Annotated in this window: 1 protein-coding gene; it reads right to left on the bottom strand. The window is 73.9% G+C overall.

Annotated features, from left to right (window positions below):
• Window positions 1–6: 6 nt before the first annotated feature.
• Window positions 7–23,862: a scabin-related ADP-ribosyltransferase gene (locus ACZ7RU_RS14685; protein WP_470341561.1), complete on the bottom strand. Its 23,856-nt coding sequence runs from the start codon at window positions 23,860–23,862 to the stop codon at window positions 7–9.

Genomic DNA, 23,862 nt, shown 5'->3' with positions numbered 1-23,862 from the left:
TGGCGGTCAGTCGTCGGTCAGGCCGTAGTCGGGGTTCGGGGCGAACGGCGCGCCCGCCACGTCCTCCATCGGGTCGAAGTCCTCGTCGCCGTCGTCCGGCGGCTCCACCCTGCCGTAGACGATCCACTGGCTCTCCGGCGGGACGTCCGCCTCCCCGCCGTCCAGGGGTCCCGTCAGGGGGCGCTCCGGGGGGATGATCCGGACCGGCCGCCAGCGCAGTCCGGCGCCGAGCAGGATCTCGTTCTCCGCCGGGCTGTGCGAGACCTCGCGGAGGAAGGCCCCCGGGGTCCGGTCGGGCAGCATCAGGTACAGCCGGATGAGCCGTTGGCCGAACGCCCCGTGCAGCCGGCTCCCCGCCGAGACCGAGACGTAGGTGGGCTCGGTGACGACCTGGTCCACCCGCAGGGTGTCCGGGTGCAGCCCCTGCCCGACGTACGGCGCTCCGCGGCTGACCACGAGGTCCCCCGTCACCGGGCTCTGCTCGATGGCGTTGTCGAGGCGCTCGATGACGTCCCTCATCGGGCCCGGCGGCAGTCCGGTGTGGTCCAGGCCCTGGGCGGTCAGCCACCACCGGGCCTGCTTGACCTCGAAGTACGAGAAGTCCTCGGCGACCTCGCCGTCCCCGGTCTCGCTCGGAGCCGTGTAGAACTCCAGCGCCTGCTGCTCCGCCTCGCTGAGCTCGCGCACGAGCTGCGCCATCGGCTCGAGCCCCTGGTCGTCGTAGTACGCGTCGCGGCCGAGCCTCTCCTGGTCGGTCCCGAACAGCTCCAGCTGTGCGAGGCGCTCCCGGAACGCCCGCGGCATGGCGTCGAACTCCGCGGTGTCCATGGTCCAGCCCCCGTAGTGCCAGAACAGGTCGGCGGCCTGGGTGCCGCCGATGCCGAAGTGGGCCCAGTTGGCCGGATCGGCCCAGACGGCCGGGTCCGACTGGTCCAGCGTCAGCGGGTGGCCGCCTCCCGGCGGCACCGCGCTGTTGTCGGAGTCGGACCCCACGGAGGAGTCGTCGGCGTTCTGGACGCTCAGGCCGCCCAGGCCGTTCAGGACGCTCTCGATGTCGTCGGCCGAGTGGTCGGCCGGGTGGCCGCCCGGGTGCTCCTCCGCTTCCGCGCCGGGCGCCGTCGCCCGCATCGCCTCGATCTCCTCCACGGCCCGGTGGTCCGGCCAGTAGTCCTCGTTCGGGACGAACTCGACCGTCTCCGCGTACCGGCCGCTCTCCTGGTCCAGCACGGTGCCCCGCACCAGTTCGACGCCGACGATGTACCGGCCGTCGATGCCCCCGGGGAACGCGACCTCCTGCTCCTCCTCCGAGAGGCCCGGACGGTTCAGGGTCTCCCTGACGTCGATGCCGCCCGGAGCGTCGATGACGTAGCGGTACCAGGTCCCCCAGTCCTCGTGCTGGGCCGTGCGCGAGCGGGTCGTGCTCACCAGCGAGGACGCGTCGTTGCTCCCCACGTAGTCCTGGAGGTCGGGGTGGCGGTCCTCCTGCCGCGGCCGCAGCCCGGTCGCGAAGACGTCCGGGTAGTCGACCAGGCCGGAGCGCTGCCGCTCCCAGCGGTAGAGGTGGCCGGTGTCCTGCCGCCACAGCAGCGGCACCGACTGGGCTTCGCCCAGCGCGTCCAGGTCGACGACCCGGTCCGTCGCCACCGGACGCTCCGGCAGCCACCGGGCGGCGTGCGGCACTCCATCCCCCGGGACGAGCGGGAACCCGGACTCGCCGGCGTCGGGGTCCAGGAGGACGTTCCGCTCGTCGAGCACGGTGTCGAGCGGGCGGAGGCCGGGCCCGTGGTGGTGGGCCTCCGGCGCGCGGTACCGCTCGACGAGCCGTCCGGCGCCGTCGTAGGTGTCCACCCGGCCGTCCGGGAAGCGGTGGACCTCCGTCCCGTCCGGGAGGTAGTGGAGCTCCGTGCTGTCCGGGTGGAGGTGGATCTCCGTGCCGTCCGGGTAGCGCTCGACCACCCTGTGGTCCGCGAGGTAGTGCACCTCGCGGTCCGCCAGGTAGTGGACCTCCGTGCCGCCCGGGAAGCGGTGGACCACCTCTCCGGTCTCGTAGTGGAGGATCTCCGGGCCGGTCGGGGAGGACCCCTCGCCGTCGCCCGTGTTGTCCAGCGCGTGCGCCGTCGGCGCGGGCCCGTCGGGGCGGCCGGTGCCCGGGGCGGGCGGCGGCGTCCCGCCCCGGGTGTCGCCGGCGCCGTCCGGGTAGAAGGTCCGGAACAGCCCCGCCGACCCGTCCGGTCCCGGCTTGACGTACAGGCTCGCGGTCGACGGCCCCTCGGGGCCGCCGGGCCTCCCGCTGACGCCGGTGCGGCCGGTCGGCGCGTGGACCGGCAGCCCGGTCTGCCGGGCGACGGCCTGGGCGTGCTCGGCGGACTCGCAGCTGAGCAGCGTGATCGAGGCGGGCCTGCGGGCCGGGGCGCCGTCGCCGTCCGCCTCCGCCTCGTCGTGCGGGCCGCCGGGCGCGTCGGCGTGCGCGTCGACCGCCTTCAGCGCGAGGTCGGCGAGCCGGCGCCTGAGCAGGGCACCGACCTCGGTGCCGGTGACCCCGTGGGCCTCGGTGCCGTCGGCCAGCGGGAGGACGAACCCTTCGGGACCGGCGTGCGCGGCGAAGAAGTAGGTGTGCTTCCCGTCCCACGGCACCCGCTGCGGCGCCCCGGTCGCGAAGCCGTCCGCGGAGCGCGGCACGAAGGTGGTGATCCCGCTCAGCTCGGGGTACAGCGCCGAGCGGGTCGACCAGTCGGCCTCGTCGAAGAGCGCCTGCCCGGTCTCCCGGCCCGTGCCGTCCGTGATGGTGTGGCTGAGCAGCCGCTCGGCGAGCTCCGTGCCGTCCGTGTCGTCCCCGGCTCGCCGGAGCGCGGTCACCGGAGCCGTGTTGTCCGTGTGGTCGGACGTGTGGTCGGACGCCGACTCCCGGGCCCGGAGCCGGACGTACGTGACGCCGTCGTCGGTCCGCGTCAGCGTCCGCTCGACGACCTGCATCCGGGCACCGGGCAGGAAGAGGACCTCTTCCTCCTCCATGTGCGAGGAGAAGGGCGCGATGTCGCGGCCGTGCAGGCCGGTGGCCTCCAGCTCCAGCAGGACCCGGTGCTCGTCCTGGCCGTCGTACCTCCGCATGAAGCCCAGCGAGGTGTTCTCGTTGCTGCTGAAGCTCGCGAAGGTCCGGGTCAGGATGACGTCGCCGCCGTACCCCGGACCGGCGGGGCGGCCGGCCGGCCGCATCGGGTCCTCCAGGGTGCCGTCACCGCGGTACAGCGTCCCCCGCGCCGCGGGCAGCAGCGCCAGCGCGTCCGCCAGCAGATGGCTGTGCAATGCCATCTCGTGCCGGATGCCCGCCAGTTGGTCGGCCGTCAGGGCTTCGGCGAGGCTCCACGGCTGGGCCTTCGCCAGCATGCCCTCGCGCAGCTCGGGCAGCTCGGTGACCGACCTCGGCAGGGCGGTGCCCGGGTCGCGGTAGCTCTTGGCGATCAGCGCCGCGATCTTCCCGCGCAGCGCGGGGACGGGATCGGGGCCCCGGTGCTCCAGCAGCACGTTGATCAGCGAGTAGGCCGGGCCGGTGTAGGTGTGCAGGGCCGCGAAGTGCGCGGGGCCCAGCAGGTCGGTCACGTCCGTCGCCTTCGCGACGCCGTTGCGGGCCATCCACTCCAGGTACGGGGGCGCCCCGAGTCCCTCCTGCGGGTCCGTCCCGGTCAGCGCCTCCCAGCGGTCGTGCGCCTCCTGGAGGGCCGGTCCGGTCAGCTCCCGCGAGGTGCGGGCCCACTCCAGGTAGGTGCGCTCGTGCGGCAGCCCGGCCGTCAGCGACTCCGGCGCGGGGTGGTCGAACGCCGGCCTTACCGGCCCGTCCCAGCCCTCCACCGGCGGGCGCAGCTCCGCCGGCGGGACTCCCGGCACGTTCCGGTACAGCTCGGCGCCGTCGGCGTACCGGTGTCCGGGGAAGGCGCCGGCGAGCCGCATGCCCGCCACCACCTCGTGCAGCGAGTGCTCGCCGTCCGGCAGCAGCCAGCCGTACAGCGCCCGCGCGAACAGGTCGTGGTCGCCCTGGCCGAGGAGCCGGTACGCGTGCACGGCCACGGCCGCGGCGTGCGAGGCCGCTCCGCCGACCGTACGGATGCCCTGCTCCCGCAGGGCCGCGTGGCGGGCGGCGTCGCCCTCCGGGACCTCGGGCCTGCCGGCCCCGAACCGCTCGTCACCGGCCAGCCGGTGGAACTCCCGCATCACCTCGTGCAGGCTCCCGCCCGCGACGAGGCCGGCGGCGCCCTCCGCCCCGGTCTCCTCGGCGATCAGGCGCAGCGCCTCGCGGGCCCGGGCGACCACCCGGGGGTCGCTCGCCGTCCAGGCTCCCAGGTCGCGTTCGAAGTCCTCCGCGTGCTGCCGGTACCGGGGTTCGTCGAAGGCCGCGTGCCGGACGGCCGCCGCCGCTGACGGCCGCGCGGCGGACGAGGGCCCGTCGCCGTCGTGGACCGGCTGGTCGAGCGGTGTGTCGGTGGCGAACTTCACCGCTCCGGCGATCTCGCCGTGGACGTCGCCCTGGTCCGCCTGCGGGTACGACGTGTCGCCGCCGCCCAGGTAGGGGCCGAGCGGTTCGGTCGCGTGCTCGGTGATGCGGTACCAGTTGCCGCCCCGGACGATCACCGGACGGCCGTGTACGTCCATCCCGACGGCGGAGGTGACCACCAGGTGGCCCGACGTGCCGCCCGCCGCGGCGACCGGCGGGACGAACCAGACCCGGCCGTCGGCGGCGTAGGCCACGGCCTGCGGCAGCCGGGCCCACACGTGCTCCATGACCTCGTGCACGTACGTGCGGTCCGGCTGGACCGCGTTGAGGTCGCAGGCGACGAAGCGCACCGGCTTGACGCCGTCCCAGCCGCCCTCGTCGTAGAGCCTGAGCAGACCGCTCGCGATGTCGGCCGGGGCGACCACGACGTGGCCCAGCACGGGCACGCCCTCGGAGGTGTGCATGGCCAGGGTGAGGTAGTCGTTCGCGTGCGGGAGGTTCGGGAACACCGACTCGGTGAGCGTCCGCCAGTCGGCGTGCCGGTCGCCGACCCAGTACAGCGCCGCGGTCTCCAGCTCGGTCAGGTCCGAGCCGGGCTCGTACCCGGGGTCGCGCCAGCGCCGCTCCACCTCGGTCGGGGTCACCGGGCGGCCGGGGCGCTTGAGCTGGTCGACCGTGTCGACCAGGGCCCGCAGGTCGGCCGCTTCGACCTCGCCGCCGTCCGGTCCCTTCAGCCTCCGGACGTAGTCGACCAGGTCCGCCCTGGTCACCTGGTGGTCGGCCGGCAGGCGCAGGGCCTCGCGGACGAGGTCGGCGGTCCGCCGCAGCTCGGTGAGCCGCGCGAGGGTGATCCGGTCGGTGCCCTGCTGCAGCTCCTGGGCGAGCTTGGCGGTGCGCCAGGCGTTCATGCTCGCCTCGCGCCGGGCCGCCTCCCCCGAGACCAGGTCGGCGACCCGGTCGGCGAGCGGTCGCCCGTGGTCCGCCCCGATGTACTGGGCCAGCGGCCACAGGTCGTCGTGGGTGCGCAGCTCGGGGACGTTGGCGAGCCCGGCCAGGACCTCGTGCAGGCGCCGGTCGGCCTCGTCGGTCTTCGGGAACGGCGAGGGCGTGACCCGCTCGGTGGCCTCGATCTGGACGTACGGCTCCCGCATCGCCGACTCGCGGATCTGACGCCCGCCGAGGTCGAAGGTGCTGCCGGGCCGGATCAGGACCTCGGCCTCGCCCTGCTTGTCCGAGAACGGCTGGATGTCGAACGCGCTGCCGCCGCCGCTCAGCGAGAAGTGCAGCAGGGCCCGGTAGGTGAACGGGAGTTCCTTGCGGGTCTCCATGAACATCATCGCGGTCCGGCGCTCCGTCGTGGTGCTGACGAAGTCGGGGTTCTCGAAGGTCTCCCCTCCGTAGGAGGGCGACAGCCGCCGGCCGACGCCTCCCGGCCGGCCCACCACCCGGTCCCCGCGCCAGAGCTCGCCGGAGTACGGGGGGAGCTTGGCCAGCGCCTCGGAGATCAGTTCGGCGTGGGCCAGGAGCTCGCGCTCGATCTGCGGGAGCCGCTCCTTGACCGCGTTCGCCAGGTCCTTGCGGTCCTGGGCGGTCCGGTCGCGGGGCAGCTTGCCGAGCAGCGGGTCGAGCAGCGGGTCGCGCCTGAGGATCGACGGCAGGCGGTTCGGGTCCGGCATGACCAGCAGTTCCGAGATCTGGAACTCCAGTGCCCTGCGCCGGGTGAGCGGCCCGAACCGCAGGGCCACGTTGATCAGCGGGTAGGCGGGGCCGGTGTAGACCGCCAGCGCGTCGAAGTGCGCGGGGGTCAGCAGGTCGAGCACCTGCCGGGCGGTCAGCGGGTTGCGGGCCAGCCAGTCGGCCACCACCTTCGGGGCCTGCGCGAGGTCGTTCGCGGCCGTGGTGAAGCCGTCGCGGTTGCGCTGGGCGTTCACCACCACCTCGTCCCGCCAGCCGCCCTCGGAGCGCGGCTTGTGCAGCAGTTCGTGGTACGCGGCCTCGTGCGGCAGCATGCCGTCCTCGCCCAGCCGCGTGCGCACCTCCTGCTGCGGGATGCCGGGGATGTGCTGGTACAGCGCCGACACGTCGGACAGCGCGTTCGACGGGATCGGCGGCAGTTCGTCCAGCAGCTGGGCGCCCTTGAGGATCTCGTACAGCGAGTGGTCGCCCAGCGGGAGCATCCAGCCGACGAGGGCCAGCAGCATGTCCTGCGGGGTGCTGTCCCCGACCTTGAGCAGCCGGAAGGCGTTCAGCATCTTCGCCGTGGTGGCCGAGATGCCGGTGCTGAGCGGCATGCCCTTGTCGTGGTGGGCCTCGCCGAACCAGGCGGACTTCTCGTTGAGCACGAAGTGCGCCCGCCCGGGCTTCCAGGTCAGCGCCGCTCCGTCGCCGACGGTCTGCTGGTACGCCAGTTCCCGGGGGCTCAGCGGCATGCCGCGGTCCTGGAGGCCCTGCGCCGTCAGGTCGTTGGGCGGCGCCGGGTCGCGTTCCTGACGGGCCTTCAGGCTCGCCAGGTACTCCGCGCCGGCCTTGAGCGGCTCCGCGCCCTGCTTGATGACGGTGCCCGTGCCGAAGTGGTCCTTGGCGAACATCGTGTTGAGGCCCGGCACGACCGCCAGCACGGAGCGCGTCCCGCTCCTGATGAAGTCCGCCTGGCTCTTCAGCTCGCGCTGGTCCAGCCCCATCGCCTCGGCCCGCGCCGCGGCGTCGGGGGAGTCCAGCAGGCGCTGGAGCACCTGCTTGAGTCCGAGCGCGGAGTCCTTGACGTAGGCCGCGTTGTAGAAGGCGGTCAGCAGCTCCCTGGTGTTGCCGGTCCGCATCATGGTGCGGAACTCCTCCAGGCCGAGCTGTTCGCCGACCTGCCCGGCGGCGCCCTCCTGGGGCTTCCTGTCGTTGTTCAGGAAGACCTTGTAGAGCTCACCCTCCGGGGTACCCGGGTTGGCGGCCACCAGGGCGTCGTAGAGCCGCTGCACGGCGTTGCGGGCCGCGGCCTGCGCCCGGGGGTGCGCGAAGGCGTAGGCGCCCAGCCTGGCCTCGAACTCCTCGGCGCGCCGCCGGTGTTCGGGAGTCGAGTGGAGCGCCTGCTTGGGGACTCCGAGCGGCTGGAGGTCCCGCTGGTCGGTGATCGGGTGCTGCTGCGTGGCCTCGGGGAGCGGGTTCGGGTCGTGCAGCTGCGCGCCGTGCGTCCCGACGACCTGGACGACCGGTGCGTCGCCCGGCCGCGGTGCCTGGACGCCCGCCCCGTCGTCGACGGGCGGCACCTGGCCCCCGGCCTCCTCCACGGGCAGCCTCAGGTGCTGCCACTGCCCGCCCGGCTCCAGCCGGGGCCGGCCGGAGGCGTCCCAGCCGACCCGCCCGGCGACCACCAGGTGGGTGCGGCCCTGGTCCTGGACCACCCAGAGCTTGCCGCCGGCGGCGTACGCCTCCAGTTCCACGCCGGGCAGCCGCTCGCGCAGCGCCCGCAGCACCTGGGTGACGTACTCCTGGGCGTCGCAGGCGACGAACCGCAGCGGCCTGCCGTCCCACGTTCCGGCCGCGTGGAGTTCCGCCAGCGAGTCGGCCATGTCGTCCGGGTGCAGCGGCCGGCCGTTCCAGCCCGGCGCCCCGTTCTCCGTGACGGAGTGGTAGGCGACGGTGAAGTAGCGCGGGTCGTCCTGGATCCGGCCCACGCTCCGTTCGAGGTTCTCGCTCGTGGCCCGGTCCGCGAGGGGGTCCCGCAGGACGTGGACGCCGCCATCGTGGTGCGGGGCGAGCGCGCGGGCCACCTGGACGCCGACCGGGCGCCGGGACACCGCCTGGCCGTCCGGGTGCTCGGGCGTGAACTGCGTCCAGTGGTCCTCGGGCGAGACGCCCGGCTTGGTGTCGGCGTGCGGGATCTCCAGTTCGAGGGGCACCAGTCCGGACAGCGAGCGTTCGGTGCCGGGGGTCTGCCCGGTCGGGTCGCCGCCCTTGTGGAAGGTCAGTTCGAGCTGGACGTGGCCGGTGTAGCGGGCCATCGGGGTGTTCGCCTTGGCGTTGGCCACCAACCGGCCGCCCGCGTCGGTGACGGTGCCCAGCCGCTGCCGGTGGGCACCGCCGAGCAGCACCGAACCGGTGGCCTCGACCGGGCCGCCGACGTCGCCCTGGACGCCGACCTGGCCCCGGACGTTCCACTGCCGGCCGGTCAGCCGCGTGCTCCGGCTGCCGCCGCCCGACTCGTTCGCCGGGCTCAGCGCGGCCTTGGTGCTGTCCCCGAGGTACTCCAGCTGGACGAGCGAGGCCTTGACCGTCACCTCGACGTCGTCGACGAACCAGCGCCGGCTCACCGACGGGGTGCCGACCGCCCGCTGCGGGCCGGCCGCCGCGCCGGCCCCGTGGTGGGTTCCGACCGCCGGGGTCAGCAGGGCGGAGAGCTGGGCGTGGCTCAGCCCGCCGGAGACGACGGGCTCCAGCCGCTTCCAGGTGCCCTCGCCGAAGAAGCGCGGGCCCTCGGTCCGCAGGAGGCTGCGCAGGCCGGCCGTGTCGCCGAGCCATCGCAGCACGTCCCCCGGGCGCAGGCCGGAGGTGAAGACCTCGGCCGGCGGCACCCGCAGCTCCCGCGGCAGTGCCGGGCCGCGCCGGCGCCCCGGCACGGTGGCGTCCGGTGTGGTGCGGCCGGGCTCGGTCAGCACGTCGGCGTGGATGACGGTCTCGGCGACGGTACGGCGCAGCCGCCACTGCGGGACGACGGCGTCACCGGCCCCGGCCAGGCGGTGGGCGACCCTGGGCAGTCCGGACCGCGGGGGTTCGGCGGCGGGCACCACCGGCCGGGTCTCCAGCGGCAGCGGGACGGCGGGACGCCGCTCCATCACCACCGAGAGCCGGATCACGGCGCGGTGCGCCTCGGCCGCGAGCTTGGTCTTGACGGCCGTTCCGGTGGTCACGACGTCCCGGCGGTACTCCAGCGTGTCCTGCCGCCGGGTGTGGGTGACACCGCCGCCGACCACGGGGGACACACCGGTGCCCAGGTTCCCCAGCACGTTGAGCCCGAGCGCGTCGGCGTGCCCGCTGCCGGCGTTGCCGCCGGCGTCGGAGCTGGTGAAGGCGGTCTGGGTACTGGCACCGATGTTGAACTCGACCTGGGGCGCGTCGCCCGACCTGGTCACCCGGTCCACCGAGGCGGTGATCCGCACCGTGCTGCGGCCGTGCGTCAGCACGATCTCGTGGCCCGAGGTCATCGGCTTCAGCAGCGGGTGCAGGGCGTCGAAGTCGAGGGCGTCGAGGAGCTTGGCCTTCATCCCCTCCCAGTCCCGGCCGAGCGCCGCCCTGCCCTTGGGCTGGAGCGCGGCGACCACCGTGGCCACCGCCTCCGGCCCGGTGTGCACGGTTCCGTCCGCGCCCTCCAGGTGGACCCGGGTGACGATGTCGGAGGAGCCGAGCCGCTTGTCCGGGAGCTGGCGGGCCGCCGGGTTGTGGTCGGCCGGGGGCCGCACCACCTCGCGGTGCGGCGCGGCCACCAGGACCGGGGCCTGCGCGGTCGTCCCGGCCAGCGCACGCTGGAACCGGTCCGGCACGAACCGGATGCTGAACACGGCGTCCCCGTCGAACAGTTCGGCCGTCTCCACGCTCTTGCCGCGGCTTCCGGTACCGCCGGTGCGCTCGATGGTCAGGCCCCGCACGCTGTCCCTGGTGTGGGCGTACTCGCCGGTGACGGTCACGTGCGGGACGGTGCCCTTGAGCGCGGCCCCGATCCGCCACCGGTTCAGCCGGTCCCAGCTGTAGCCGACCATCGTGCGCTGCTGGCTCCCGAGTTCGAACTCGAAGCCCTCCACCGTCCGCTGGTGCCGCAGGGCCAGCGGGGCGACGGTGACCTCCACCGTCCCCTTCCAGTGCCCGGTGTCCACCGGCACCCGGAGCGTGCCGCCCCGGCTGAGCCGGGACAGCGAGGCGGTCAGGCCGGCCCCGTCCAACCGGGCGGCCAGGCGGACGGACGCCTGGGCGGACACCGGGCCCGCCGTGCCGAGGGCGTGCTGGACCGCGTCCAGCACGGACCGGCCGCGCCGGCCGACGCCGAGCACCACGTCGGAGTGGCCGAGCCGGTCCGGGACCCGCAGGTTCGCGGGGGCCTGCCCGGCGTTCTCCGGCTGCGGCCGCGGGACGTCGGAGCGCGGCGGCGCCGCCCCGTCGAACGGGTTGCCGATGACCCGGCTGTTCCGGGCCACGGGCCGGGTGTGCGCCTGCTCCATGCTCAGCGCGGCGTCCAGCGCGACCGGTTCGCCGTGCGGCCTGCCGTTCACCGTCAGCTGGAGCTCGAACCGGGCGTCGTACAGCACCTGCGCGCTGCGGTACTTGCCGCTCGCGTAGCTCTTGGCCGAGGTACCGCCCCGCCAGCCGTCCCGGTCGCGCACCTCGCGGGTGACCGTGGCGGTGCCCTGGAGGGTGTCCGTGAACGGCTTGCCGCTCTCGTCCAGCACGTCCTCGCGGGTGTGCACCGGCCCCTTGCCGAAGCCCTGGCCCGAGACGTTCCAGGTGTCGGAGTCGAGGAGCCGCTTCGACTCGGTGGTCGTGCTCTCCCGCACCGGGTTGAGGTCCGCGGACGCCTGCTCCCGCCGGTACGTCAACGCGGTGACGTGCGCGGTGACGCCGATGCCGAGCTTGCTCAGCGGGCCGAGCGCGACCGCGGGGCTGCGCAGCGGGACCTCCTGCGTCATGCCGACCAGGTGGGCGGCGACGGCCGACTGCGAGAACGCCCGCAGGACGTCCTCCCGCACCCCGGCCCAGGCCTTCGCCCCCAGCTGGGCGCGGCCGATCTCGTCCAGCCTGGCGTGCAGCGGCGCGACGCTGCGCACGTCGCGGACGACCGTGGTCTCGGGCAGGCCGGTGTAGGCGGCCGAGCCGTGCCAGATCCCGGCGGGCGGGTGCGGGACCAGCGCGCCGGGCGGCAGCGCGGCGTGGTCCGGGTGCGGAGCGGGGGCGACCTGGTCCGGGGCGGCCGGGCTGGTCTCCGACCGGTCGATGACCACCCGGAAGCCGAGCCCGGCGTCGACCGAGCGGGCCTGGACGCGCCGCACCGTGCCGAAGGCCCCGAACTCGACCTCGATCCGGGCCTCGCCCTCGAACACCACTCCCGCCGTCTTCACCTTGGTGCCCAGGGACAGTTCGTCGCCGCCGCCGGTCAGCACGACCCGGTCCCGACCCGTCCTGACACCGCCGCCGAGGCCTCCGCCGCCGTTCTTCGCCGATCCGGTCCCGGTGCCCACCAGCGGGAACTGCCACCCCTTGCCGGTGGTGTCCTGCTCCACGTGCGAGCGGGACGTCCCGGTGGCGATGTTGAACTCGGTGGGCGGCAGCTCCGCCGTCGGCCCGATCGTGTGGATCCGGGCGTTCCGCAGGGTGATGACGGCCTTCGGGCCGGTCAGGCTGTCCACCTCGATCGTCCTGGTCTCGCCCGACATCAGGGCCTTGAGGTCCTGGTGGAGCGCGCCCAGGTCGACCTGCTCCAGCAGCCTGGCCTTCAGCGCGGGCCAGGTACTGCCGAAGTGCTCCCTCGCCTGGGCCTCGAAGCCCGCGACGAACCCGGACATGCCCTTGGCGCCCCCGGCCGCGTTCAGGTCGACGAGCTGGACGCCCTCGGGCCCCACGGTCGCCTCCGGCGTGTGCGGCAGCGCCCACACGTCCGTCACGATGTGCGAACCGGACAGCCTTCCGCCGCCCGGACCCGCCCCCGGCGGGGGCAGCAGCGGAGGGACGGCCGGCCGCGGAGCGCCGGTCTCCCGGAGCGGGACGGCCACCTGCGCCCGCACGTCGACCGGCGGGACCGGTTCCGAGGCGACCTCGCCGAACACGCCGAGGGTGCGCCGGCCGAGGCCGACGAACTCCGCCCTCAGCTGGAAGACGGTGTCGAACAGGGCGGCGGTCTCCGAGGTCTTGCCGCGGGCCACCATCCGGCTCGCCTGGGCGTCGGCCTTGCCGTGCTGCCAGTCGCGCTGGTAGCCGACGGTCTCGGTCAGGTCGGCCGGCTTGCCGAACTTGAACTTCGCCTGGACACCGGCGTTCAGCTGGAGCAGCCGGTCGCCGGTCACCCCGACCGAGGTCTGCCGCTCCGAGCCGTACTCGAACTCGAAGTCGTCGGCCGACCTGACGAAGGTGCTGCGGCCGAGGTCGGCCGCGACCCGGACGGTGCCGCTCCAGGTGCCGATCGAGAAGGGGACGTCCCAGACCTCGCCCCGGGACAGGGCCGTGAGCTTGGCCTGGAGGGTCTCCGCGCCGAACAGGCTCTCGGCGAGCGTCCTGGCCGCCGCCTCCTCGCCGTGCAGGACCCGGGCGAACCGGTCGGTGAAGTGCTCCAGGAGCTGGGTGCGGGCGCTGCCGAGGCCGATCAGCACGTCCGAGGCCGCCAGGCCGTGCTCGTCGATCCGCGTCGGACGGGTGGGCAGCACCGGGCCGAGGACGGTGTGCTGCGTGCCGTTCGCCTCGGTGACGACGTCGCCCGGCTGGAGGACCGCGCCGTCGTCCTCGTGCGGCCCCTCGGTCCGCGTCGCGGATTCCATGAACGCCCGGTACCCGTCGAGCAGGTCGTCCTCGCCCGGCCGCACCACCGGCCGGCTCCCCCCCTCCACCGACTCCATGAACGCCCGGAACCGCCCGAACAGCTCCTCCTCGCCCGGCCGCACCACCGGCCGGCCCTCCCCCTCCACCGACTCCATGAACGCCCGGAACCGCCCGAACAGCTCCTCCTCGTTCGGCCGCACGACCGACCGGCTGCCCCGCTCGGCCGAGCTCATGAACTCCCGGAAACCGTCGAACAGTTGCTCCTCGGCCGCGGTGCGGCTGACCTGGTTGGCCGGCTCCGGGTGGTCCGCGCGCGGGTCCGGCCCGAAGAGGTCCTCCAGCAGCGGCACCAGCTCGGGCACGTTCTCCCGCACCCACTCGGCGCCGTTGTTGCGCGCCAGCCCCGTGGCCGGGTCGTTCCCGTGGTTGTACCCGAAGTACGCGGTGACCAGCTGCGCGAAGAACTCGTGCTCGTCGCGCGCCGAGTAGTTCCCCACCCGGTCGCCGTTCCCGTCCCGCAGACCGCCGTCCGGCCAGGCCGTGACGTCCTCCGCACCGAACAGCGCGGTCAGCGCGTCGGCGTCGCTCCGCTCCCGGAACGCCTCCTCGACCAGCCCCCGCTGCGCCTCGGTGAGGCCGAACTCGTGGATCGCGTGCGCCAGTTCGTGCACCGACGTGGAGTAGCCCTCGGCATGCGCCGGGTCCGGCCCCACCGACGTCCGGGCACCCAGCAGGTTCTCCTCCGTGATCAGCACCAGCCCGCGACCGCTGGCACCCCGGACCACCGACCAGTCCCGGCCGTCGCCCGTACCGTGCCCGGACGCCACGAACCCCGGGACGTCCGTCATCGGGACGTCGCGCGGCACCACCACGACCCGGGCGCCGGACGCCACCAACCGCTCCGCGACGACCTTGTCCGCCAGCATCCGCGCCAGCAGCTCCTCGGCCGTCCGCCGCGCCGCCACCGGCTGGTGGGTCCGCGGATCGACCTCGATCAGCAGCCTCACCGCCGCCTGCGCGAAGTCCTGCGGCTCCAACTCCTCCCGCAGACCCGTCAGGTACGCCTCCTCCGAGGCCAGCTGCCGCCGCTCCTCCGGCGACAGGTAGTCCAGCGCCTGCACCCACTCGTGCAGCGGCCCCGGCACCGGCATCTCGCCGCCGCCCAGGCCCACCGGCGGCCGGCCCGCCACGGCCTGCCCGTCCTGCCCGGTCGCCGCCGGGGCCGGGAGGACCGGCGACGACGGCGGGAGGATCGGCGACGACGGCGGCGTCGCCTCGGCCGGCGGGGGCGAGGTGGGGGCCGGTCCGGTGAGCCGCAGTTCCGAGGGGAGTTCCGTGACGACCCGCTCGGCGGGGACCCCCGAGTAGCCGGCCGGCGTCTCGATGACCGCGGGCGCCATCGAGACGCTGGTGCCGCCCTGCCCCTCGTAGGGTTGGGCGACCATCCACGTGCCGCCCGTGGCGACCACCGGGAAGCCGTGGGCGTCGTAGCCGACCGAGGTCGAGGCGACGAAGGTCCGGCCGCCGCCGGGATGCGCGGGATCGTCGAGGTGCCGGCCCGGGAACGGTATGAACCAGAGGTCCTCCTTGGGCGCCCGGACGGTGACGCTCACGTTCGCCATGGAGAGGTAGACCTGGACCATGGCCAGGTACAAGCCGTTCTGCGTCGCACCCAGGCGCGGGATGGCGAACTCGAGCCCTGTCAGCCCGTTCCAGTACCGGTGCGTCCTGAGATCGGCGATCAGCCTGGCCATCTCCCAGGCGGTGACCTGGTGCCCGTCGACCACCGGGAGGCCGTCCGCGTCGGTGCGGCCCACGATCTCGAACGTCAGGTACGTGCCCTCGACGTACCCGAACTCCGGCAGCACCGTGCCGTCCAGCACCCAGCCGTGGAACCGTCCCGAGGTGTCGGTGAGCGGCCGGCCCTGCTGGACCCAGCCGGCACCCGGCAGTTGGTGCACGACCGGGCCGGACGCCGGCGGAACGGTATGCGGCACCTGGGCGACCGGCCCCGGCTGCTGCCCCGCCGCGGTGCTCCCGTCCCCCGTCTGCGGCACGTGCGCGGCAGGGCCGCCGACCTCGAGCAGGTCGTCCAGCTCGATGATCCTCCCCTCGGAGTCCTGCCCCGGCTCGTGCCCCGGCTGGTCCTCGGCCGGGTCCGGACCGGGGTGCGCACCCCAGGAGGAGACGTCCACGCCGAGCCCGACGGCGTGCGGGGACGGGCCGACGAAGGGCATGCCCTCGCCGTTGCCCACCCTGAACTCGGTGCGCTCGTCCAGGAAGTACGGCCCGAGCTTCTCCGGCCGGCTCCCGTGCTCCAGCCAGAGCCAGTCTCCGGGGCCCAGGTGCACCTGGTCCCCGATCATGGACAGGCCGACCTTCTCGGCGACCAGGAGGTGCGTGGTGCCGAGCGGCGAGGCGACGATCCAGACGTTCCCCGCCGCCGCGAGTGCCAGGACCTTCCGGTTCATCCGCCACAGGTGGCTCAGCATCTGGTCGGCGTACGACCGGTGGGCGTCCGACGCCAGGCCGGTGGCCAGCAGGCGCAGTGGCCTGCGGACGTCCCAGCTGCCGTCCTGCACGAGCTTGAACAGGGCGTGCGCGGCCTCGGCCGGGGTGAGGGCGGTGCCGTTCAGGCCGGGGCGTCCGCCGACGGTGTCCAGCACCACGGTGAGGAAGTCGTCCCGGAACTGCAGCGTCCTCAGGAGCGGTACCAGCGCGTCGTAGTCCGCGGGCCGGTCCCCCAACAGGTAGAGGTTCGGTTCGCCCGGGACCACCGGCTCGGCGTCGGCCCGTCCGACGGCCGCCCAGGCCGTCCGCAGGTCGTCCAGGGTCGAGGCGTGGCCGGTGTGCTCCACGTCCTGGGCGACGGCCAGGAGCCGGCGCAGGTCGTGGTCGCCCGTCCCGGTCCCGCCGGTCACCTGTGCGGTGAACCGCCGCAGGTCGTCCTGGGTGATCCGGTGGTCCGGCGGCAGGCCGAGCTCGGTCCGGGCCAGGGTCGCGACCAGGGACACTCCGGTGAGCTCGGCGAGGGTGTGCCCGACGGCGTCGTGCAGGGTGGCGGCGATCCGCGCGGCGTCCCACAGGTGCTCGGTCGCCCGGCGGACCAGGACCTCGTCCGGAGCGTCCGCGTGGGCCCGGTGCGCGTCCGGCAGCCCGGCATGGGCGCCCACGGCCTTGGCGAGCGGCCAGAGGTCCCGGTGGAACCGCACGTCGGAGGTGTTCGCGAGGTGGGCCAGTTGGTGCCTGAGCTGCTCGTGGAGCGGCTGGGGCCACTGGGGCGAGTCGTTCCGCCACTCGAACGGCCGCGCGGCTCCGCTCTCGATGTAGTCGATCCGCTCGTACGGTCCGGTCTCGGTGCTGCCGGTGCCGCTGCCCGTGACCGTGAGGAGGGCACCGGGCTTGATCAGGATCTCCCGTTCCCCGTCCCGGTAGCGGGAGAACGGCGTGATGTCGACCCCGTTCTCGCCCGCCAGACGGATCCGGGCCAGGACCCGGTGGGCCAGCTTGTACTGGGCCAGCTTGGCGTCGGGCGCCAGGAAGCCCTCGGCCGTCTCCTCCAGTCGGCTGGTGCTGAGCAGCCCCGTGCTGCTCTGCGTCCTGCCCGGCCTGGCCGCCGTGAACACGGCCTCCGGTCCGTCCAGGCGGCCCAGCCCCCACTCGCCCCGGTAGACGACCCCGGTGACGGCCGGGAGCCGGTCCAGCGCCTCGATGATCATCTCGGCGTGGATCCGCAGCTCCTTCTCGATCTCGGGCAGCAGTTCCCGAGCCATCCGGGAGATCTCCGCGGAGTGCTCGGGCGTGCGGAGCTCCCGCTCGGGACGGGTGATGAGCCCGCCGAGCACCGGGTGGCCCAGGAGCACCGACGGCACCCCCTTGACCGGCCCGGCCAGCAGCGCGTCGATCTGCTTGCCCAGCGCGGTGTGCAGCAGCGGTCCGTCGAACTTCAGCAGCACGTTGATCAGCGGGTACGCCGTGCCGGTGTAGATGTTGAGCGCCTCGACGTGGGCCAGGCTCAGCCGCGCGCCGAGCTCGGCCTTGGTCAGCCCGTTGTCGGTCAGCCACTCCCGCTCGGACGAGTACGGCTCGTGGCCCGGCTCGGCCATCCGCTGCCACACCCGCCGCAGGGACTCCAGGCCCTCCTCGTCGAAGCCGCCGTTGCGGCGCGATCGGGTCGCCAGGGCGTGGTACACCGACTCGTGCGGGAGCATGCCGAGCTCCCGGCGCAGGGTGCTCTCGGGCAGGCCCGGGATGTGCCGGTACATCGCGGCGGCCTCGGTCAGCAGGTGCGAGGGCACCGGCGGGAGCTCGCCGGCGAGTTCGGCACCCTTGAGGATCTCGTAGAGCGAGTGGTCGCCGAGCGGCAGCATCCAGCCGACCAGCGCGACCAGCATGTCCTGGGTGTCGACGCCCGGGACCTTGAGCGCGCGGAACGCGCCGAGCATCTTCGCCGTCGTCGCCGAGACGCCGGTGCTGAGCTGCATCCCCTTGGTGTTCCGGGTCTCGCCGTACCAGCCGGAGGCCGAGTTGACCTGGTGCCTGAGGTTGCCCGGCTCCCAGTGGAGGAGCTGGGAGGTGTCGGTGTTCTGGAACTGCCGTTCCCGGGGGCTCAGCGGCATCCGGAAGTCGATGAGCTTCCGGTCCGGCTTCGGCGGATCCGTCTCGGTCCGCTCCGTGCGGGCGTCGGAGCTGGCCCGGTACTCCCGGTGGAGCGCCAGCGGGGCCTTGTGCGCGACCGCGCCGGTGGCGAAGTAGTCCTTGTCGAAGTAGCCGCCCCCGCCGGTCAGTTTGTGCGAGAGCTTCCGGGTGGTGCTGTTGAGGTAGTCCAGCTGCTGCGACACCCGGGTGGTGTCCAGGCCCAGTTCACGCAGCCGGGCGACCGGGTTCCCGTGCTCGGCGAGGCCGTTCAGCACCTGCTTGAGGCCGTACGAACCGGGCGTCCGCGTGGCGTCGTGCGCGTACGCGGCGTTGAAGAAGGCGGTCATCAGCTCACGGAGGTTGCCCGTCGCCAGCAGCTCGTGGAACTCCTCCTGGGTGAGGTGCTCGCCGACCTGCCCGGCCGAGGTCAGGTCCTTGCTCAGGAAGACCCGGTAGACCTGCTCGCCGGTCGGGTCGCCGTGGGCCGCCTTCAGCACCTCGTACAGCCGGTACGCGCTCTCCCGGGCCGCTCGCAGCGCCCCTTCGTGGCGGTAGGCGAGCAGGCCGACGGACTGCTCGAAGTTCTTCGCGACGGTCTCGTACTCCGGTGCGTTGTACAGGTGCCTGCGACCGGCACCGAACTCGTGCGCCTGCGGGTCCGGCGCCACGATCGGGTGCTCGGTCGTGGCGGCCAGCGGCGCGGACCCGCCGTCCAGGTGCGCCGGCAGCTCGGTGGCCACCACCGGGGCGTGCTCGTCCGGGGCCGTGAGCCGGACCCAGTGGCCGCCCGCCTCGACGCGCGGGAGCCCGTTGCCGTCGAAGCCGACGTCGCGGGTGACGATCAGCCTGCGCGAGCCGTCGCCCGCGGCGTGGTCGCGCACCGACCACAGGGTGCCGCCCGGAGCGTCCACCTCGGTCTTCAGCCCCGGCCTGAGCTCGCGCAGGGCGGCGACGAAGCGTGCCGCGTACGAGTCCGCCCCGCCGCGGCCGGCGTCGCAGCCGGCCAGGCGCAGCGGCCGGCCGTCCCACACGCCCCGGTCGTACAGGTCGAGCGCGGTCCTGGCCAGCTCGTGCGGCGGGACGGGCTTCCCGTCGAGGTGGGGGGCGCCGTCCGGCCCCTTGCCGTGGAAGACCAGGGTGAAGTGCGACGGGTCGGCGGGGAAGTGGGCGAGCGCCTCGTCGGTGGCGCGCGGATCCGGTCCCCGGTCGGCCAGCCAGTGCACGCCGGGGCGGACCTCGGTCGTGACCGGCGGGTGCTCGTGGAGGGCGACCGGAGCGCCCAGCGCCGAGGCGACGGCCACCGTCAGGTCGTCCCCGCCCGGCAGGTCGGCGGTGTCCCTGGCGCGGACGGTCAGCTGCCCGTCGGCGGGTCCGTGGTCGCCGCCGGTGGTCCGGACCGGATCCTCCGCGGTGTCCGTCCGGCGGCCGAAGGCGTCCTCGTGGGCGCGCTGGTGGGCGTTCCACCCGGCCGCGTCGAAGTGGTCGAGGGTCCACAGTTCGCGGTAGCGGGCGATGAAGTCGTCGCCGTACTCGCGCTTGAGGTGGTCGGTCAGGGCCTCGTTGAGGGTGTGGCGCGCCGCGAGCCCGTCGAAGCCCCTGGCGGCCTCGCGCAGGGCGGGGGCGGCCTCCTTCTCGAAGGCCGCGTGCTCGCGCAGCTCCCGGACGAGTTCGTCGCGGGCGTTCTGCCAGTGCTCCTGGCGGCCGGCCAGGTCCTCGTGCGAGCGGAAGGACTCGTCGAAGGCGCGCGCGATCCGGTCGCCGTGGCCCTGCGTCAGGCGGTCGGCGGCGTGCGGGGACAGGCCGTGCTCGCGGGCGGCCGCCTGGGCCTCGGCCGTGGCCTGGCGGCGGACGGCGAGGCGGGCGGCCTGGTGGGTGAGCCGGTCGTGCAGGGCGGCGGGGTCGGTGAGCCGGTCGAGGGCGGCGCGGAGTGCGGCGGGCTCGCCGACGCGCTCGGTGGCGGCCCGGTCCATCTCCCCGGCGAGTTCGCGGAGCACCGTGTCCTTGGCGCGCAGCACGTCGGACTCGTCGGCGCCGAACCTCTCGGCGAACTCCTTGCGTGCGAGGTCCTCGGCCCAGCTGTCGGCCGCCTTCTCCGCCTCCGCGACGGCCCGGTTGATCGCGGCCTCGCGGACCGCCTGCACGGCGAACTCGTGCGGCAGGGCGTACGGAGCGTCGGCCTGTGACCGGGCGAACAGCTCCCTGACCTCGTCGTGGCCCCGGCGCCGGCCGGTCGCCTCGTCGCGCGGGCCCGCCGCCTGCTCGAAGTCGGCGGCGACGCGTTCGTGCAGCCGCTCCCGGATCGCCCGCACGCTGCTCGGCGACAGGTCGACGCGTTCCGTCACGCCGACGGCGGCGAGCATCTCCCGGTCGGTCGGCGAGAGTCGCTCGTACCAGTCGCCGACGGCCCGCCCGACCCGCTCCTCGACCTCGGCCAGCGCGTTCGCCCGGTCGGTCTCCAGGAGGAGTTCGGCGCGCGCGTGCTCGGTGAGCCGCCGCAGGGCCTGGCCGGCCAGGGTGTTGGCCTCGGTGGTGAGGCTGTCCGGGTCCGCGTAGATCCGGGCGGCCTCCGCGTCCGCGCGCGCCCTGAAGTCCTGCCGGACGAGTTCCACGACGGACGCCGGGGCGTGGTCGGGGGTGTGGGCGACGCCGGTCCCGCCGTCGGTGATCCGCGGGGCGTTCCGGGCGGCCAGCGCCCGGTCGAGGTGCTGCACCGCCACCCGGACGGCGGCCTCCCGGACGGCGGCGACCCGCACCAGGCCGTCGAGGTCGCCGAGGATCCGCTGCCGCTCCTGCGGCCGGGCGGCCAGCTCCTCGTACATCATCGCCCGGGCCCGCTCGTGGACCGCTCCGCGCAGGTCGGCCGGGGCGTCCTCCGGGAACCGGCCCGGGGCGTCCAGGGCCTCCTCCAGCAGCCGCTCGGCCTCGTCCTCGCGCCGGTGGCCGCTGCCGTCCGGGTCCGTTCGCAGTTCCTCGGCCGCCTCGGAGAGCTTGGCCTCGTACTGGTCCTGGAGGTCCCGCTGGGTCCGGCGCCACTGTTCGGCCCGCTCCCCGTCCGGCTCGGCCCGGATGTGCTCGGGGGCTTCGGTGTAGTGGTACGCGGCCGGCTCCGGGTCCGTGCCGAAGCGCACGGCGGTGTCCATCGGGCTCACGTCGCCGGCGGGCTGGTGCTCGTACTCCGCGGGCCGCTGCGATGCGGTCCTGGTCACGGTCGGCTCGCCGCCGTCGGGCCCCTTGGAGTACGTGTGCCACTCACCGCCGCCGACGACGGTCGGGCGGCCGTCCGCGTTGAAGCCGACCTTGTCCGCGACGATCACGTGGCCGGTGCCGGGGCCCGTCACCGCGGTCTTCCCCTGGAACCCGGGCGCCACCCAGACCGGGCCGTCGGCCGCGACCGCCTTCAGGTCGGCGAGCTTCGGGTTCGACCAGACCTGCTCCATCACCTGCCTGACGTAGCCGGGGTTGGGGCCGCCGTCGAGGTTGCAGGCGACGAACTCGATCGTGCGGCGGCCGCCCGACAGGTGTCCGAGATCGGCCAGTCCGCGGATGACGGAGGCGAGTTCGCCGGCCGGCATCGGCTCGCCGCTGCCGTCGGTGTGGATCACCACGGTGTAGCGGGCGGGGTCGACCGGCAGCTTCTCCAGCGTCTCCAGCAGGTGCGGGCTCGGCTCGGCGTCGCCGGCGACCCATCCGGGCTGCCGCTCCGGTCCGGTGCGGGGCAGGAAGTGGCCGACGGTCGGCGGGACGTGGGAGTCGTCGCCGACGTCGAGGTACTGCAGGCGTTCGGTGCCGCCCGTCTCGGCCGGCTCCTGGTGCCCGGTCGGCTTCGGCTCCGGCTGGAGGTCCGGCTGCGGCTCCGGCTTCGGCTGCTGCTCGGTCGGCCGGGGGTCGGGCCTCCGCGGCTCGTGGACGGTCCGGTCCCCCTCGTCGACGTGCTGCTGCGGCTGCTCCTCGTGCCTGCCGGTGGTCGGCACGTGGACGGGCGACGGGACGTCGGTCGAGGACGTGTCGGTCGGCACGTGGACGGGCGACGGGACGTCCGTCGAGGAGGTCGTGGCGTGCGCCGGGGCCGGCACCGTCGCGGTGGGCTCCTCCTGCGGCGTGCGCCCCGGCTCCTCCTTCGGGCCGCCGACCGTGGTGCTGCGCTTCGGCGGCTCCGGCGTGGACGTGTCGGTGGCCTTGGGCGAGCCGGCGGGCGCCTTCGCCGCGTCGTCCCCGCCGGTCGTCCTCGTCGGGGTGGTCGCCGGGGGCTTCGCCGCGCTCTCCCTGGACGGCTGCGTGGAGCCGTCTGAGTCGGTCCTCAGGTGCTCCGGCCGCGAGCCGTCCAGCGGACCGTTCACGTGCGGCTCGTCGCCGACGAAGATCCCCTTCGGCGGCCCGCCCGCGCTCCCCGGCGCCCCCGGGTGGGAGGTCCACAGCGAGGTCGGGTGGCCCATCAGGTTGGACACCACGGCGAGCGGGAAGCGCGCGTAGTTGGGCAGGTGCAGGTCGGCGAGCTTCAGCCGCAGCGGGCCGCCGGCGATGTGCCCGAGGTGGCCGAGCGCGCCCATCGCGACGCCGCCGTAGAAGCTCTCGACGCTGACGGTGAACTCGTGGTTCTCGCCGAAGGTCAGGTTGTAGGCGCCCTCGGAGACGACGTTCTGGACGCCGCCCTTGAGGTAGTTGCCGATGCCCTCGCCGAACCGGTACAGGAACTGCCCGGCGGTCTGCGGGTGCAGCCCGTCCATCAGGCTCACCGCGCGCCCCGCGAGGTCCTGGGTGGCCCTGATGGTCTCCCGGAGGTGCTGCTGCTCCGCCTGCAGGAACTTCAGGTCCTTCAGGCCGCTCTCCAGCGCGCCGCCGCTGAGCTGCTTCAACTCGCCCTGCATGTGGCTGATCTGCTTGGTGACGCCCTGCAGCTCGGCCCTGAGCGTGCCCGACTCCATCCTCCCGCTGGCCGCAACCAGCGTCGACACCAGCTTGTTGACGGTCCCGAGGTCAACGGCGTAGCGCCCGCCCGCGGCGGCGAGCCGCTCGGCGATCAATCGCCCGGCGGCACCGGAGAGTTCCCTGTCGACGCCGAGCTCCACGAGCTCCCGCTCGAAGGTCCGCCCCATGTCCAGGGTGAGCCTCTCGACCTTGCTGAGGTGCTCGGCGACGTTCTCGACGGCCTCCCGGCCGACGAACCCGGTCGGGTTCTCGACCTTTTCGACCTGCTTCGCGAGCTCCGAGAGCGCGTTGTCCTTGCCCTTCCGCGCGACGTTCTCGATGCCCTTCCCCGCGCTGGCGGGGTACTCCTTCTTGAGCTGCCCGGTCAGATCCTTGAGGCTGTGCCGCCCGGCCTCCGCTCCGGTGAGCCGCTTCTCCAGATCCTTCGCGACCTTCGCCCTGGCCTGCTCCACGGCCTCCTTGCCGCCGATCTTCGACTCGCTCCTGCGCAGGATGTTGAAGAACTCCTTCAACTCCGCACCGCTCATCGACTTCAGCTCGTTCTTCAGCAGGTCCTTGAACTCGGAGCCGGCCAGCGCCTTGAGGTCGGCCTGGAGCTCCTTGCTGAGGCCGCGTCCGAAGACCCGCCCGAAGGCCTTGCCGAGACCGAAGGTGAGCAGCTCCAGCGGACCGGTGAGCAGGCCGTTGATCGCGCCCATCTCGACCGCCTGGATGAAGGACTCCTTCTCCCAGTGGTCCTTGTGGCCCTTGCCGATCTGGATGCCCTGGATGATCCCGTCCATCACCATGGCGGTGGTGATGGAGAGGAACTCGTGCAGCAGGAGCTGCTTGAACAGCCAGATGAAGACCTCCTTGATCACCGCCCCCGCGGTCTCGTAGGCGACGAAGATCTCCGCGAGCGAGCCGCCGAAGGTGATCGGCGACATGGCGATCGCCCAGGCGATCTGGGCCACCAGCTGGATGAGCTGGGCGATGATCATCCACTTCGCGTACTCGACCTGGTTGGCCACCTTGTGCGCGAAGTCGCCGAGCTGCTTGGCCATCTGGCCGGCCGCCGTCACGAAGTCGGTGCCGTTGGTCTCGCCGATCAGGTCGCGCATCTGGTCCATGAAGGCGTCGGCCGCCTTGCCCTCGAAGCTCTCGTTGCAGAGCTTCACCAGCTCGACCAGGTAGCCGCGCAGCTCGGGGACCTTCTCGTGGATGGCGAGGTAGTCGTCGCCCGCCGTACGGAGCTTGTCCTCGTCGGCCTCAGGCCACTTCATGCCGGTCACGATGCTGAAGAACTTCGCCAGGCCCGGCGGCAGCAT

It is taken from the genome of Kitasatospora sp. NPDC114501 (assembly GCF_055633695.1).
The sequence above is the reverse complement of the archived record's forward strand: the minus strand, read 5'-3'. Positions and strand labels throughout refer to the sequence as shown.

What these genes read in the sequence shown, in the direction of transcription:
- ACZ7RU_RS14685 (WP_470341561.1), bottom strand. Translation starts at nt 23,862, where the DNA reads ATGCTGCCGCCGGGCCTGGCGAAGTTCTTCAGCATCGTGACCGGCATG.